The 15,118-nt window shown below is 53.7% G+C and carries 14 protein-coding genes and 1 other RNA gene; 4 read left to right on the plus strand and 11 right to left on the minus strand.

Going from position 1 to position 15,118, the window contains the following annotated elements; genetic code table 11:
- Nucleotides 1-46: 46 nt before the first annotated feature.
- From gcvH to ACJJIB_RS20470, 9 genes are all read right to left on the minus strand, one after another.
- Nucleotides 47-433 carry a glycine cleavage system protein GcvH gene (gene gcvH, locus ACJJIB_RS20430; RefSeq protein WP_252083585.1) on the minus strand — a complete coding sequence of 129 codons (387 nt, stop codon included), beginning with the start codon at nt 431-433 and terminating at the stop codon, nt 47-49.
- A 67-nt stretch (nt 434-500) separates the two neighbouring features.
- Nucleotides 501-1,589: a glycine cleavage system aminomethyltransferase GcvT gene (gene gcvT, locus ACJJIB_RS20435; RefSeq protein ID WP_252083586.1), complete on the minus strand. Its 1,089-nt coding sequence runs from the start codon at nt 1,587-1,589 to the stop codon at nt 501-503.
- 202 nt (nt 1,590-1,791) lie between these two features.
- Nucleotides 1,792-2,916 (minus strand): CNNM domain-containing protein, encoded by a 1,125-nt coding sequence (locus ACJJIB_RS20440; RefSeq protein WP_444882989.1) that lies wholly within the window; start codon nt 2,914-2,916, stop codon nt 1,792-1,794.
- Between the two features lie 253 nt (nt 2,917-3,169).
- A complete protein-coding gene (locus ACJJIB_RS20445) occupies nt 3,170-5,221 on the minus strand; it encodes an alpha/beta hydrolase family protein (protein ID WP_444887399.1) in 2,052 nt (683 codons plus the stop codon).
- A gap of 425 nt (nt 5,222-5,646) precedes the next feature.
- Complete coding sequence (locus tag ACJJIB_RS20450) at nt 5,647-6,612, minus strand: rhomboid family intramembrane serine protease (protein ID WP_444882991.1); 966 nt, start codon at nt 6,610-6,612, stop codon at nt 5,647-5,649.
- Nucleotides 6,613-6,748: 136 nt separating this feature from the next.
- Nucleotides 6,749-7,987 (minus strand): UbiH/UbiF/VisC/COQ6 family ubiquinone biosynthesis hydroxylase, encoded by a 1,239-nt coding sequence (locus ACJJIB_RS20455; protein WP_444887400.1) that lies wholly within the window; start codon nt 7,985-7,987, stop codon nt 6,749-6,751.
- Nucleotides 7,988-8,067: 80 nt separating this feature from the next.
- Complete coding sequence (ubiH, locus tag ACJJIB_RS20460; RefSeq protein WP_444887401.1) at nt 8,068-9,309, minus strand: 2-octaprenyl-6-methoxyphenyl hydroxylase; 1,242 nt, start codon at nt 9,307-9,309, stop codon at nt 8,068-8,070.
- 66 nt (nt 9,310-9,375) lie between these two features.
- On the minus strand, nt 9,376-10,731 hold the full coding sequence (locus ACJJIB_RS20465; RefSeq protein WP_444887402.1) for an aminopeptidase P N-terminal domain-containing protein: 1,356 nt from the start codon (nt 10,729-10,731) through the stop codon (nt 9,376-9,378).
- Nucleotides 10,731-11,372 carry a UPF0149 family protein gene (locus ACJJIB_RS20470; RefSeq protein ID WP_444882995.1) on the minus strand — a complete coding sequence of 214 codons (642 nt, stop codon included), beginning with the start codon at nt 11,370-11,372 and terminating at the stop codon, nt 10,731-10,733. The genes ACJJIB_RS20465 and ACJJIB_RS20470 overlap by 1 nt, the downstream gene beginning before the upstream one ends.
- Before the next feature lie 120 nt (nt 11,373-11,492).
- Between ACJJIB_RS20470 and ACJJIB_RS20475 the strand changes: the two genes are divergently transcribed.
- From ACJJIB_RS20475 to ACJJIB_RS20490, 4 genes are all read left to right on the plus strand, one after another.
- Nucleotides 11,493-11,696, plus strand: a complete 204-nt coding sequence (locus ACJJIB_RS20475; protein ID WP_152455364.1) for a TIGR02449 family protein — start codon at nt 11,493-11,495, stop codon at nt 11,694-11,696.
- Nucleotides 11,696-12,025 (plus strand): cell division protein ZapA, encoded by a 330-nt coding sequence (locus ACJJIB_RS20480; protein WP_252083593.1) that lies wholly within the window; start codon nt 11,696-11,698, stop codon nt 12,023-12,025. Before ACJJIB_RS20475 ends, ACJJIB_RS20480 begins: the two co-directional genes overlap by 1 nt.
- Before the next feature lie 72 nt (nt 12,026-12,097).
- Nucleotides 12,098-12,278: non-coding RNA, 6S RNA (gene ssrS / locus ACJJIB_RS20485), on the plus strand.
- Between the two features lie 28 nt (nt 12,279-12,306).
- The gene (locus tag ACJJIB_RS20490; protein WP_444882996.1) at nt 12,307-12,885 is read left to right on the plus strand and encodes a 5-formyltetrahydrofolate cyclo-ligase; all 579 of its coding nucleotides are present in this window, start codon (nt 12,307-12,309) and stop codon (nt 12,883-12,885) included.
- Nucleotides 12,886-13,052: 167 nt separating this feature from the next.
- Here ACJJIB_RS20490 and ACJJIB_RS20495 read toward each other — a convergent pair whose 3' ends face one another.
- Together ACJJIB_RS20495 and ilvA are read right to left on the minus strand one after the other, a co-directional pair.
- Entirely contained in the window at nt 13,053-13,199 is a 147-nt protein-coding gene (locus ACJJIB_RS20495) for a hypothetical protein (protein WP_444887403.1), read from the minus strand.
- Between the two features lie 236 nt (nt 13,200-13,435).
- On the minus strand, nt 13,436-14,950 hold the full coding sequence (gene ilvA, locus ACJJIB_RS20500) for a threonine ammonia-lyase, biosynthetic (protein WP_252083596.1): 1,515 nt from the start codon (nt 14,948-14,950) through the stop codon (nt 13,436-13,438).
- Nucleotides 14,951-15,118 lie beyond the last annotated feature (168 nt).

Here is a 15,118-nt window from a genome sequence, read left to right on the forward strand (position 1 = left end):
ACCGCTGCCAATAGCAGCGGTTTTTGCACTCAGTGAGCGTGAGGAATTAGTCCTCAGACTCCGAGCGATAGGTATCGGCATCCAGCATATTGTCCAGCTCTTTCACATCGCTGGGCTTGATACGGAAAAACCAACCGTCATCGTAAGGAGAGGAGTTCACGGTCTCCGGGGACTCTTCCAGAGTTTCATTCACCTCTACGACCTCACCGGATACCGGAGAGTAGATATCACTAGCGGCCTTAACAGACTCAACTACACCGGCCTCGTCGCCGGCAGCCAGAGTGCTGCCCACTTCGGGGGTTTCAACATATACCACATCACCCAGAGCGTCCTGGGCATGGTCACTGATGCCGATAGTAACTGTGCCATCCTCTTCCAATCGCGCCCACTCGTGGCTGGAGAGGTATTTTAATTCATTGCGGATTTCGCTCATGCTGTGATCCCTTGATTAAGCATCTGTATATATTGTCTGAATGGCGCTGACACCTGTGGTGCGGCGCTTAAATAACCGATTTGCCGTTGCGCACAAAGCAGGGCTTAACCACCTTGACCGGCTGCAGTTTCTTGCGGATTTCCACTTCGGCGGTATCGCCGACGCTGGCCGGTACCCGCGCCAGGGCGATGGAGTAACCCAGGGTAGGCGAGAAGGTTCCGCTGGTGATGATACCGCGCTCTTCGCTACCGTCCACCATCACATACTGGCCCCCACGCAGAACACCGCGTTCCTCGAGAACCAGCCCGACCAGCTTGTGTTCGATGCCCTTAGCCTTTTCCTCTTCCAGCACTGCGCGGCCGATAAAATTGCGGCTCTCCGGCGCCCAGGCGACGGTCCAGGACATATTGGCGATCAGTGGAGAGGTTTCCTCATCCATTTCATGGCCATACAGGTTCATACCCGCTTCGAGGCGCAGAGTATCCCGCGCACCCAAGCCACAGGGGGCAACGCCAGCCTCGGCCAAAGCACGCCAGAAACCACTGGCATCTTCGCCGGGCAGCATGATTTCCAGGCCATCTTCACCGGTATAGCCGGTACGCGCCACAAACCACTCGCCGCGGGCCACGCTCTGGAACACTTTCAGCGCATCAATCGCCGCAGTCCAGTCGATGCCCAAAACTTCTTTCGTCTTGCTGAGAGCGTTAGGGCCCTGGATGGCGATCATCGCCAGCTGAGGCCTTTCAGTGAGAGTGACCTCAAAAGATTCCGCCTGCTTGTTCATCCAAGCCAGGTCTTTTTCGCGGGTTGCGCAGTTTACCACCACGCGATAACCGGGGTCGCGCAGGTAGACGATCAGATCGTCAATCACGCCGCCCTTTTCATTCAGCATGCCGGTGTAAAGTGCCTTGCCGGGATTGCCATCGAGCTTGGCCACATCGTTGGCCAGCAGGTAGCGCAAGTAGTCGCGGGCGTCAGCGCCATCGACATCGACCACGGTCATGTGGGAGACATCAAACATCCCCGCATCGGTGCGCACCTTGTTGTGCTCATCCAGCTGCGAACCGTAGTGCAGCGGCATATCCCATCCACCGAAATCCACTATTTTGCCGCCCATAGCGACATGTGTGTCATACAGAGGCGTTCTGTTTCCCATTTTAAAATCTCAGTCCGTCAGGTTCCGAAGCGGCGTATTCTAGCGGCTTGGGTACAGACCTTGCCAGCAGGCAATGGCCTGCGACATATCTGCACAGAAGCCTAGCAGCCATCGGAATCAAAACCTGTACAGCCCGCCGGAGGCCGTCAAAGATTCCGCCGGGGCCACCGGCAGGGAAAGCACAAGCTATCAGATGTGAAATTTAGCTATCGCGCCCCTCTCGGCCATCACGACCCTCACCAGCCTCCTCAATATCCTGCTCCTGCTGCGCAGATTCATCCACCTTGAGGCCGTGTCTCTTTGAGCGCCAGCGCCACAGGCGCTTGGCCAGCTCCTGGCGATCCGGAGTTTTATCCGCTTCATCGACAATCTCTTCACCGAGCAGAGTCTCGAGAAGATCTTCAAGGGTAACCACCCCTTCCAGGCTGCCGTATTCATCCAATACCGCACTGATCTGCACCCGGCGCGACAGCATTTTCTGGAAGGCCTGATATATAGTGGCGGTTTCCGGCAACATCAACATTTCGCGGCGGAACTCGGACAATTTACGTTCGCCCTCACCCTTGGCATAGGCGAGCAGTAGTTCCTGTTTAAGTACAAACCCCACCACACAGTCCTGATCGCGGTTTTCATATACCGGGATACGGGAGAAGCGCCCCCTTTCCACCTCCTCGTAGACCTCAGCCAGAGTGGCGTCCTCGGGCAGGGAAAATACCACAGTGCGCGGCGTCATCACCTCGCGTACAGAATGGTCGCGCAGGGTAAAAAACAGGTTGCGCAGAATACTGGACTCACGCTGCTCCAGCTGGCCCTCGGCCTCCCCGATCTCCGCCATAATCGCAAACTCATCGCGGCTGAAGCCCGTAAGGGTGGGTCCGTGCGATAAGCCCCGTGTGAGCCACTCGGACATTTTCACAAAGGGGTAGAGCAACCACACCAGTCCGCGCAACGCGTAGGCAGTAAATGGAGCCAGCTGACGCCAGTAAACCGCCCCTAGGGTTTTAGGAATAATTTCGGAGAACACCAGAATCAACAAGGTGAGGATTGCCGAGGCAATACCCAGATACTGGTTGCCAAAAACCGCTGCAGCCTGGGCACCAGCACCAGCGGCACCAGCAGTATGGGCAATAGTGTTCAGGGTAAGGATCGCGGCCAGGGGCGCATTGATATCCCCTTTCAGCTTGCGCAACAGAGGCCCCGCTTTGTGCCCTTCCCTCTCAAGAAGTCTCACATAGGGCGTGGTGACGCTGAGAATGACCGACTCGGCAATCGAGCACAAAAAGGAAAAGCCGAGAGCGATAAAAATATAGGTAATTAAGAGAAACATATATCCCTGGTTACAGCAGAATTAGAGCTGAATTCTTGCGCACTGTCCGTGACACAACAAGCCCAGAAAGCATCAAAGCCGCAATAAAAATGAATTTAACCGGCCAATCTTCCCTTGAGAGTAAGGCATTGGCCAGAAAAGCGTTTTATCCAGGACTTATTGCGTATACCTGGAGCCTCATGCCGTTACCGACAGAGGCTCCAGGACAAACCAAGTGGAGAGAAAGCCAACTCTCTCCAGCTGCCAACGAGCTTTACTTCGTTACACTGGCAGAGGCTTCGGTGCCTCTATTAGGTGCGGCAAAGCGCTCAACCCACTCACGCACCTGTCCGTACCAGTGCAACGAATTATTCGGTTTTAGTACCCAATGGTTTTCATCGGGATAGTAAATCAGGCGCGATTCAACACCGCGCTCTTGCAAAGTGCGAAACAACTCGAAGGATTGGCCAACCGGTACTCTCAGATCGTTTTGACCGTGAATAACCAAGCTCGGCGTCTTGAATTGAGCCGCATAAGTATGCGGTGAAATTGAGGGGTAAATCTCCGGGCTCTGCCAATATTCGCCAAAGCGAACCCCGTGTACCGAATAATCTGCTGCCAGCATGGAGTAGAGGTTATACACCGGAGCATGAATTACCAGGGCATTAAATGGATGTTCGCGACCCAATAGAATACTCGCCAAATAGCCACCGTAACTGCCTCCCGCTGCCACTAATTGATCCTTGTCTATCCAACTCTGCGATTTAAACCAATCGGCTGCAGCGATGGTGTCGGTATACGGCCGACTGAGCCAGTCTGGATTGATGGAATCTGCAAATGCCTGACCAAACCCGGAGGAGCCATGGAAATTAAACCAGGCGGTAACATAGCCCCAAGAGGCAAAGGTTTGCGCATTCCAGCGAAAATGAAAGGTATCGGTGACGGCATTGTGTGGCCCACCGTGGAGTAACAGCATTAATGGATACTTCTGATTCCGATCAAAGCCCGGTGGATAATGCACCCACATCTGTATATCGGCACCTTCCGCTCCGGTAAATGTCACCGACTCGTAAGTTCCCAGATCGACATTGGCAAATAAATCATCATTAAAGCTATCCAGCCGCTCCACTCCCCCATTTCTTGCATCAATACTGACCACCCTTGGCGGATAGAGAAAGCTCTGGTTAATACCTACCAGAGTGCCATCACTGGCAACAGACAAATTACTAAAGTCGGTCGAATCGGTGATTACTCTTGGGTCGCCATTACCGACGGGCAGATAGTAAATTCGCCGAGTGCCCTGGTCGTCGACTGCGGCATAGAGACCACCCCCACTGGGTGCCCAAACCATACCATCCGTGGATCTATCCCATTCCTCATGTAAAACAGTGTTCTGCCTAGAGCGCAACCTGTGTACCACCAGGCGGCGCGTATCACCATAAAAACCCGATATAAGCTGGCGATTAAAGGCTAACAAACGGCCATCCGGTGAAAACTTTGGATTGAAGTCTGGCGCCTCATTGGCCAAGGTCAAATTTCTGGTTTTAGGGGAACCGGGCTCCAGCAGGAACACATCGAAGTCTGGGCGAGTACCACTTTTCTTAGAATCGGCCACAATAGCGAGGTGTGACTCGTCGGGCGATACGTCATAACTTTCTGCCCCCTGGATCCAGTTGGGAAGCTTTAAACCCGTCCTCAAAGTCAGATTTTCTACCGCACCGCCTTTGGCTGGGATTCTGAATACATGTGCCTGCCGCTGCTCATCTATCCAGTTATCCCAAAAAGAAAAAGGCAATGCATTCCAGACATAGGCAGACACCTTTTTCTCTTTTTCTTCCTTAACTCGGCCAGCCATTTCTTCCGGCGCTTTATCCGGCCAAATACGCGAGATAAAATAAAGGTGGTCCCCCACCCACTTTATCGATGAGACACCAGTCGGTACCTCACTCAAACGCACCGCCTCTCCGGGAGCAGCCATAGGCAATATCAAAATTTGCTTGATATCGTCATCACTTCGTTTGCCAATAAAAGCCAAATGTTTACCATCTGGGGAAAATACCGGCTCCGAAACACTGAGCCCAACAGCCGTTAATGGCCTCTGGATATCACCATCAGTAGAGAGCAACCACAAGCGGGTTTCCCCCTTATCCTGTTCAAGATCAAAAGTTGTCACAGGGGCTACTACCTGATCACCAGAGGGAGAAATCACTGGAGTGCCCACGCGCTTTATTTTCCAAAGCACTTCGGCTGACAAGCGCTGAGCCTCTTCAGCTCCAGCAGCCATTGTTAGTAAAAGCGAGGATATCAGTACGAAAATACATCTCATAAGAGTTCCTTCCTGGATTTATTGATATTTTCGGAGGTATATGGGGAACGCTTAGGGCAAGGCGGCGAGAGAGAAAATACCGACTCTTAATCTCAACATTAACAGTCCATGCCTAATGCTGAGTAACAATGCAGAGAGATATTTTATGCCTTTTATGTCAAACGCACCCTGGGGAAGATAGAGTACGCAATTATCCACTGGCCCACTATTCCGACCAGCTCTCAGGCCACTCAGCTCGTCTCAATCAATAAGGAAATAAAGACTGAATCAGACCAATTCATTGGAACAAAGATTGGGTACTTTTTGTTAACTTTTCCATCCTGAGCCTGAATTCAGATAAACATTAACGACCCCTATAAGACATTTCGATAACCATAAGAGATCGCACTACGCGATAATGGCTTATCATCTTATATTTAAACTCTCTACACGGAGGCAAATCTTCGCGGACCTCCTAATACGCTGTACACAAGAGCAATTATTAAGCCACTGAGTAACCCACCGATATGAGCGGCGTTAGCTACCCCAACTCCAGTTAATAGAGTCACAACACCCAGAGCGCACAATAACAGCCACACCAGGGCTACAGTGAGAATTCCTGCAGGTATATCCCGCCACAGAGGCTGAAAACGCTGTAAAACCAAGGCGAAACCGACCAAGGCATAAACGACGCCAGACATACCGCCAAAACGAATCCCAGGCTGCCAAAAATACTGGGCCAGATTGGAGGCGGCGGCGCCGAGCAGCACCAACACAACAAATAAAATACTGCCACCACGGGCCTCTATTGGCCTGCCCAGAATCCAGATCCCCAGGGCATTAAACAGTGCATGGGGTAGGGAGAAGTGCACAACTGCTGGTGTGAATATTCTCCACCACTGCCCCCGCTCCAAATGCCAGGCCAGTGAGGATTGTGAAAAAGAGTCCGCAGCATTTGGATCGGGGTAAATTAATAAGCCAGTGGATAAATTATTAACCTGTAAAAACCAGCCGAAAAAACACAGCGCAATTAATAAAAGACTGAGTGGAGTCCTGTCCAACGGAAAACTTGGCAGGACAGAGACCGCATCCCTGTGTTTTTTACCGGGATTATCTCCTGTATTTCCAAGCTGACTGTCAGTTGCAGCCGCAGAGGTTTGCACCCCTTCACTGCCAGACTCTCGCTCCTCTACCCGCTGCATTTGTACCTGATCGAGATCCAGCTCACCAGAATCCCACCGCTGCAGTAGAGGCTTAAGCATTTCTGCCAAACCAGCATCCGGGCAGAGTAGTAACTGCTGATTTTTTTCCTCGGTGATACGCAAAGGTAACTGGTGGCGCTGAATAAACCGCGCCAGCGCACCGAGATCCTTGGAGAGGGGGAAACTGTAAACAAAAATCCACTGACTCAATTCGGGAAACCCTTAATTCCGACTTGTGTTACGGAGGTAAATTATCAGCTGGCAGGCAGGCTGCTCTAACGGTTTTATTGATATGCCCATCGGCCAGCTTTGGTCTGGCCGATGGGCAATTTAAGACAGATCCGATTTAAACCGCCATGGCCCGCAAGATAATACGCTTCTTTAGCATGGGACTGGCGTCCACCATACTCAAGCCGGTATTACGCAGCCAGCGCCAGTGCAAATCTCCAGCACCAAACAGGGATTTAAAGGCGCTCATGGCCTTTAATGTCGAGGCATTATCTCCACGGCGGCGGCGTTCATAGCGCGCCAATACCGAGGTATGTGCCGGCTCCAGGCCGCGTGACAAAGCGCGATCTATTTCATCGGTGAGTACGCGTACGTCCTGGAAGCCCAGGTTAACCCCCTGCCCCGCAAGTGGGTGAATACTGTGAGCGGCATCCCCAACCAGCACCGCACCGGGTCCGTGGTAGCGCTCTGCATGGCGCGCGCGCAGGGGGAAAGAGAAACGCTCACTGACGGATTCCACTTTACCGAGGCGGCTCTCAATGGCCTTTTCAAGATTGAGGGCAAACGCCTGGTCATCCAGCATCAGTAATTCACGCGCGAGAGAATCATCCGCCGACCAAACCACGGCACAGTGGTTGTCGTCTCCGAGACCGGCCATCGGCAAGAAGGCCAAAGGGCCGCTTTGCATGAAGCGTTGCCAGGCGGTGTGTCGGTGGGACTTCTCACAGCGGGCTACACAGACCAGAGCGGTCTGGTGGTAATCGGTTTCCTGGCAGCGGATGCGCAATAAATCACGGACCTTGGAACGAGCCCCATCAGCGCCGATCAGCAGGCGTGTTTGCACTATCTCAGCCTGCTCGCGCAAACCTTCGACCCCATCATCAGACTGCTCGCCCCGCGGCTGTAAATGCCAGAGTCCACAGTCGCGCCACCAGCTCTCCAAGCGGAAGCTGTTAACCAGCTCAACATTGGACAGGGCCTCTAGCCGCGCGCGTAAAGCGGCGACGATAATATTGTTCTCGACGATATGTCCCAGATTGGGCAATTGCACATCGCGGCTGTTAAAGCGCACCGAACCAGTACCATCAGCATCCCAAACGCGCATCTCCACGTAGGGGCAGGCCCGTTGCGCGGAGATATCCTCCCAGGCTCCAACCTCTTCGAGCAACTCACGTGACGCCTGGGTAAGCGCCACAACCCTCGGCTCGTAGCTATCGGATTGCTGCACAGTGGTCTCTGGAGAAGCCTCCAACAGCGCCAAGCGCATATTTGGGTGGCGCACAGCGAGCAGTGCTGCCTGAGCCATACCCACCATTCCCGCGCCGACAATGGCAAAGTCCAAACGGTGTCTATTCATATCTAGCCAATTCCACTGTTGTGCCAAATTTAACGCCCATCGCGGTGCAACGTTTGAAACCCCGCCATTTTGGCTTGGGGTTAAAGCCCAAACCCTGCCGCCTGCCCGGCAAACTGCTGCCGCAGTGGCGGTACCAGTGTAAGGCCAAGCATCCCCAGTTGGCGTACTACTTGCTGGAAAGGGTTAGCCGAGGAAAACAATGCCGGGATTCGGTCACTGAAACCTACGGTTAACTGCTGGTCGAGCCTTCGGTTTTCCCCATAGGCCGCCAGCCACTCCAGCTGCCCCACTGCGCCACTCTGCACTTGCGACCGTGCCAGTGACTGGGCCAGGGCATAACAATCACGCAGGGTCAGGTTAAATCCCTGACCCGCCACAGGGTGCAAAAAGTGGGCACAATTACCCAACAAAACCAGATTGCGACGCCACTGCTCACGAGCCAGAGAAAGACTGAGGGGATACCCTTGTAGGGCCCCAGCTCTGATAAACCGACCGGCTCGCCACCCAAATTGCTGTTGCAAGCGTTGCAAGCGCTGCTGCTCTGGCAACGCACAAACTACATCGGCCTCCTCTTCGGCACAGGCCCAAACCACAGCGGCGCGGTGTACTCCCTCACGACGAGGTAGAGGCAACAGCGCCATGGGGCCGGACGCAGTGAAGCGCTCATAGGCAACGCCATTGTGGTCCCGTTGTAGAGCAACAGTAGTGACCAACGCCCTCTGTTGGTACTTTACTGTGTCAATTTCCATGCCCAGCTGCTTGCACAGCGGTGAATCGACACCGTCAGCAACAACCAACAGGTCACATTTCAATACCTGTTCCGAACCGCCATCCACGGCTGTCCAGCGCAAGTTAGCGCCCTCATTATTCATGCGCACCGAAGTTACCCGAGCTGGGGAGATAAGCCTGACCGGAGTGTCATTTAGAGCATTGTGCAGGACGGGCCCCAGCGCCGCATTTTCGATGACGGCTCCCAGCATTCCAGCAAAACTGGCCTGCTTCTGTGCGCCTGCAGAGAGGGCCGCGCCAAAGGCATGGCCGCGATCACTCACCTGGATACGTTTGATTGGAGCACTGTACTCCCGCAGTGCCGGCCAGAGACCCAGCTGCTCAAACAGCTGCAGACTGCCGGCAGCAATCGCTGTGGCGCGGGTATCAAAGCTGGGCAATTGCACACTCGCTGAGGCATTGGGCAGAGACCTCTGCTCCAATAACTGGACGCTGAGGTGAGGACAGAAATGTGCCAGCATCAGTGCCAGACTGGCACCGGCCATACCACCACCAACAATGGCCACATCTACCCGCTCTAGCGGCTCACTCATGGAAACCTCCCCTTACCCAGTGGTTTGAATAGCTATGCCCACTGAATAATAAAATCTCAAATTAAATTAGCGGGTCAGTAAATCCCGCCCATGGCGCATGGTGTACTCAATGTCTGCCACGGCTTTTGGAGCACCCTCAGACAAAACCCTCACACCTTCGGCAGTGAGCGCAACATCGTCTTCAATACGAATCCCCATACCGCGAAATTCCAGAGGTATGCGATCATCGTTTGCAGGAATATAAATACCGGGCTCTATAGTCATCACCATACCCGCTTCCAACTGCCGCCAAGCGCCCTGTACCCGATAGTCGCCCACATCGTGGACATCCATACCCAACCAGTGCCCTACACGGTGCATATAAAAACGCTGATAGGCACCCGAATCGATCAGTTCACGAAAGTCTCCTTGCAACAGCCCCAAGTCCAGCAAGCCGCGTGTGATTACCTCAACACTGGCACCATGAGGCTGATCCCAGTGGTTGCCGACACAAACCTGCTCCATTGCTGCCGCCTGCGCCGCCAAGACAATTTCATACACTGCTTTTTGCGCATCACTAAAACGGCCATTGACCGGATAGGTTCGGGTAATATCGGCGACGTACCCCCGGTATTCACAACCCGCATCGACCAATACCAAGTCGCCATCGCGCATCCGTGCCTTATTGCTGCAATAGTGCATAATCAGGGCATTGCGACCGCTGCCGACTATTGTCGGGTAGGCAGTTTCCCGGGCACCAGCATCCATAAAGCTATGTAAGAGAGCCGCCTCCAACTGGTATTCGTAAAGTCCCGGCTGGCAGCGCACCATGGCGGAGTGATGTGCAGCAGCGCTAATTTCCCCTGCACGGGCCATCAAATCCAATTCCCGTTCGCTCTTGAGCAGACGCAGCTCGCGCAACTGATAATCCAGGTCAAGCATTTCCGGCGCTCCCTTGCTCGAGGGCGCCTCCTGTATCGCCTGTAGATAAGCGCGCAGCCGTCGATCCAAATGGGCATAGCGCCCCATAGGGAAGTAAATACGCTCTCGCCCTTCCATTAATCCGGGCAGAATATCGTCGAGGTCGCCGATGGGAAAAGCATCCGAAAGACCAAATTGAGCTACTGCGCGTTCTGGTCCCAGACGTGGCCCATCCCAAAGTTCCTTCTCTTTATCGCGCTCGCGACAAAACAGCAACGTGTCTCCCTGACTGCGGCCGGGTAGAAGCACCAGTAATGATTCCGGCTCATCGAATCCGGTTAAGTAGAGAAAGTCGCTGTCCTGTCGAAAAGGAAAGTAGGTATCGCGGGAGCGCAGCTGTTCCCCAGCCGATGAGATAATCGCCAGGCTATCCGGGGCCAACCCCGCCATAAGCCGGGCGCGTCGCAGGGCATATTCCGACCCACTAATCAGCGGATCTTTTGCGCTTTCGCTGCCGCTCATCAGTGGACGGTGGGGCCGCTGCCGGAGTGGCTGCCGCGCACTTCGGTAAATATGTTGAGCACCGCAACCCGCACATACTCCTGCAACTCAATTAATTGCTGTTCAGCTTCTTCACTCTCTTCAACGTGATCGGCATCCACTTGGGAGATAGCTCCAATATCTTTGAGCGCCTCTTCACTGGTGGGCTGCATCTTTACTTCTGCTCCACCGATGCCAAACCCGTGTAAAAAACCCTCACACCAGTGCCCCAGGGCCAGAGTGCGGCTGACAATATCTTCATCGTCGCAGAGGAGCAGCTGAAAAGAGAAATCCGATCCACCCAGCTGCTTGCGGCTTTCCTCCGCCAATTGCAATAAGTCCCGATCCAGATCTGCGGGTACCGCCTCAAGGTCGAGTAACTCCGCCAGTTCTTTTTGCCAGCGTTTTTTATCCGGTTCGGCGCCAGCAGCCAACACGCCACAGGTAAAGCCGTGTAACTCACTCGGGTCCACCTGACCACCCGCGGAGAGAATGGCATTGGCGAGCTGCTCAAATCGGTTGTTTTCTGAAGTCATGATTACCGCACAGTTTTTCTTAATCGGGATGGATTCGATGCGCTGCGGTGGCAGCAGCAGGCATGAGAATCGGGGTTCTAAGGACAATTTTGTGATTGTCCACGCAGGTGGAGCGATTGACCCACCATTTCGCCGGCAATATAGTAGCGGAATCCCTCGCAGTCTGTCGTGTTGCGAACTCAGACGTAGACCTCAAACGCAGGAAATATGGATAAGCTGCAAGCGTTAGAAAGCACCGTGGATTCACTGATCGCCCGCTGCCAACAGCTGGCTAATGACAATCGTGAACTGCGCCGGCAGGAAGCCGACTGGCTGCGCGAACGCCAGCGCTTAATTAAAAATAATGAGGCCGCCCGTTCGCGGGTTGAAGCCATGATTAATCGTCTCAAAGGGCTTACGCAAGAATCCTGATGGCAGACTCTGCATTAACTTCTGAAACCGTCACCGTTTCCATTCTCGGCAAAGAGTACCGCGTTGCCTGTGCCGACGGCGAGCGTGCGGGACTACAGGCTTCCGCTCAATTACTTAATGAGCGCATGTCTCGAATCCGAACCACCGGCACCGTTATTGGCGTAGAGCGTATTGCCGTGATGGCCGCGCTCAATATTGCCCACGAACTTATCCAAGCGAAAGCGGAATTAAGCAGTATTCCCCTGCAGAAAGAAATCCTGGAACGGCTTCAAAATAAGATGCAAAACGCCCTGGGGGATACCGACCCAGAAAGCGAGGCCCAGTCATAACTTTGCCAGCAGTGCCGCAAAACATCCCAATTTGCGGTTAACAGCCCCCCTTTCAACAAGTTATAATTAGTACATACCCTGGGGTGTTGGCCAGCAGACTATGTCCTTGAGCCGATAATCTTACCCTGGTGGTTTCCAGCGGGTGCTGGTGTGCAGGTCCGCCATGTAGCGGAAAGCCTTATGTACCCCGGAGACTGCCACCTTGAACCTTACGGTTCAAGGCTCCGTCTACAGCCGCACACTCGGGGTTTCCATTTCTTTTTCTATTACTCCCCCAATTCATGAGCGAAAATAAAACGCAGCTGCGACGGCGTATGCGCGCGGGGCGGAGGCAGCTTAGTGCCTACCAACAGCGTCTGCATGGCCGCTCTGCCATCACTTTGCTGAACCGAATTCCGCAGATGAAGCGCGCCCTCCATATTGGTATTTACTGGCCAATGGATGGTGAGTTAGATGTTCGCCCTCTATTACAACGCTTTCCGAAGAAGCGCTTCTACCTGCCAATACTACCGGTGGAACCACACCCACACCTGGGCTTCAAGCAGTGGAATGGCAGCCCGCTACCTTTTCGAAACCGTTTCGATATTCCTGAGCCAGTGCGAAGCCCCAGCCGGGCCGCAGGCATATTAGACCTAGTGCTGGTACCACTGGTGGCTTTCGATCCCAATGGCGCCCGTCTGGGGATGGGCGCGGGTTTTTATGATCGTACCTTTGAACACAAACAGTTGCTGCCCGGTAGTGGACCACTGCTAATTGGCGCCGCCCACCAATTGCAATGTGTGGATCAGCTGCCAACGGATAACTGGGATATTCCTCTCGATATGGTGGTGACAGAGAAGCGTATCTATCGTTGCCGGTAATTCGTGAGCAGCAACTCTCTGACAAACATCACATAATGCCAAAGTTTTTGAGCACTCACCGGCCTATAAAAAACTAGCTAGGCGCAAAAGCACAACAAAAAAGGCCGGACACCATAGGTATCCGGCCTTTTTTGTTGTGCTTGGGCAGAGCGCCCCCCGGCATCAGCCTAACGGGTAACCACTCCCTCTTGCAGAGCAGCAGGCGGCTCTTTTTCCGAGGCAAATACCTCGGTCAAACCACTAGTACTCAGCAGAACGCCCGCGACAAAGACAACCACGGCGATTGTCAGCGCATCGGCTTTCATTGGGACCATCCTGTACGATCAATTTTTTTGTTATATGCGTTTCACCCCGCTTATGACCTAAGCCATAGCAAAAGTTCCACGACAAAAGAAGATACTGAACAATCGTCGGAATAGTAACCGTTTATTGAATAATTTCTGCGTTTTTTGTCGCATTTTTGCTCAAGGGGGTTCGACAAAACTTAAACCCTGGTCTACTCGAAAAGAAAGTGAAGAGATACCTTTCTCGCCGTGCCTCCAAATTGGGATCAACTACCCAGAAAGAAGCTGTAAGCGGGATTTTCAGTTTCATCCCAAAATGGAAACTGCAGTTGCTCCAACAGATCCAATAACTCCTCGCGCTCAGAGGGCTCAACCTGCATACCCGCTAGGACCCGGCCGTAAGCGGCACCGTGATTGCGGTAGTGAAACAGGGTGATATTCCAGCGGCCTGCTAATTGCTCGAGAAATTTCCGCAGGGCTCCGGGGCGCTCCGGAAACTCAAAGCGGTAGACCACCTCGTGGCACAAGCCCGGAACTCTCCCACCGACTAAATGGCGGATATGTAATTTGGCCATTTCATTATCGGTAAGATCTGTCACGCTATAACCTTTGCGCTCCAACTCTTCTACCAACTGGCTGCGGTCGCTGCCGGCAGAAACCTGCAAGCCGACAAAAATATGCGCCTCACCATCGCCTGCATAACGGTAATTAAATTCGGTGATAGCACGGTCCCCAAGATCGCGACAAAAGCGCAGGTAGCTGCCCGGTCGCTCTTCAATACGCACGGCCAGCACCGCTTCGCGTTTCTCACCAATTTCTGTGCGCTCACTGATATAACGCAGCCGGTCAAAATTAATATTGGCGCCACTACACACCGTCGCCAGAGCCACATTGCGGCCACCACTCTGCTCTGCATATTTTTTTAAGCCGGCCAAGCCTACTGCCCCGGCCGGTTCGGCAATTGAGCGAGTGTCTTCAAAAATATCCTTGATCGCCGCGCAAATTTCATCGGTACTAACCGTGATCACGTCATCCACTGTTTCGCGTAACACACGGAAGGTCTCCTCGCCAATTTGCGCCACCGCAACGCCATCGGCAAACAACCCTACCTGCGGCAAGCGGACACGCTCACCACTCTTCAGGGCCGCTTTAAGACAAGCCGCCTCCTCTGGCTCCACCGCATAGACACGGGTCTCCGGCCTCACATATTTAATGTAAGCCGCCATGCCCGCAGCAAGCCCACCCCCGCCTACGGGGATAAAAACCGCCTCGAGATTACCCGAATGCTGGCGCAATAACTCCATGGCTACGGTGCCCTGTCCGGCGATCACATCCGGATCGTCATAAGGATGTACAAATACCAAGTCGCGTTCATTCACCAGCTGGCGGGCACGGCTGGCCGCCTCATCAAAAGTATCCCCGTACAGCACCACCTCAGCACCGCGCATACGAACGGCACTGACCTTAATTTGCGGGGTGGTCTTTGGCATCACAATAGTCGCGCGCACCCCCAATTGTGCGGCACCCATTGCCAACCCCTGGGCATGATTACCCGCAGAGGCGGCAATTACTCCGCGCGCTCGTTGCTCCGGGGGCAGTTGCAGTAACTTGTTATAGGCGCCGCGAATCTTGAAGGAAAAAACCGGCTGTAGGTCTTCCCGCTTGAGCAAAATTCGGTTGCCCAGACGGTGGGACAACTGGCGCATTGGCTCCAAAGGCGTCTCAATGGCGACATCGTAAATGCGCGCGTCTAAAATGCGCTTGATATAGGACTTGGGCATGGCGTGTATCAACTGCCGTTGCGGTTAATTTCTGTGCGCGACTCAGGCAAGCGTAGTAGCAGGAGTGGGCGGTCATGGAGCCGCCGCAAGCGCAACACCGGCAGGCCAGTCTAAGCCTTGATCAGCATAATTACCATTTTTTTAGATTTATTGCGCTTTTTTTTATCG

It is taken from the genome of Microbulbifer mixtoriginis (SeqCode) (assembly GCF_052467705.1).

Bases quoted from the DNA above. Each gene is read 5' to 3' on its own strand.
- gcvH (WP_252083585.1), bottom strand. From the start codon at position 433: ATGAGCGAAATCCGCAATGAATTAAAATACCTCTCCAGCCACGAGTGG.
- gcvT (WP_252083586.1), bottom strand. From the start codon at position 1,589: ATGGGAAACAGAACGCCTCTGTATGACACACATGTCGCTATGGGCGGC.
- ACJJIB_RS20440 (WP_444882989.1), bottom strand. From the start codon at position 2,916: ATGTTTCTCTTAATTACCTATATTTTTATCGCTCTCGGCTTTTCCTTT.
- ACJJIB_RS20445 (WP_444887399.1), bottom strand. From the start codon at position 5,221: ATGAGATGTATTTTCGTACTGATATCCTCGCTTTTACTAACAATGGCT.
- ACJJIB_RS20455 (WP_444887400.1), bottom strand. From the start codon at position 7,987: ATGAATAGACACCGTTTGGACTTTGCCATTGTCGGCGCGGGAATGGTG.
- ubiH (WP_444887401.1), bottom strand. From the start codon at position 9,309: ATGAGTGAGCCGCTAGAGCGGGTAGATGTGGCCATTGTTGGTGGTGGT.
- ACJJIB_RS20465 (WP_444887402.1), bottom strand. From the start codon at position 10,731: ATGAGCGGCAGCGAAAGCGCAAAAGATCCGCTGATTAGTGGGTCGGAA.
- ACJJIB_RS20475 (WP_152455364.1), top strand. From the start codon at position 11,493: ATGGATAAGCTGCAAGCGTTAGAAAGCACCGTGGATTCACTGATCGCC.
- ACJJIB_RS20480 (WP_252083593.1), top strand. From the start codon at position 11,696: ATGGCAGACTCTGCATTAACTTCTGAAACCGTCACCGTTTCCATTCTC.
- ACJJIB_RS20490 (WP_444882996.1), top strand. From the start codon at position 12,307: ATGAGCGAAAATAAAACGCAGCTGCGACGGCGTATGCGCGCGGGGCGG.
- ACJJIB_RS20495 (WP_444887403.1), bottom strand. From the start codon at position 13,199: ATGGTCCCAATGAAAGCCGATGCGCTGACAATCGCCGTGGTTGTCTTT.
- ilvA (WP_252083596.1), bottom strand. From the start codon at position 14,950: ATGCCCAAGTCCTATATCAAGCGCATTTTAGACGCGCGCATTTACGAT.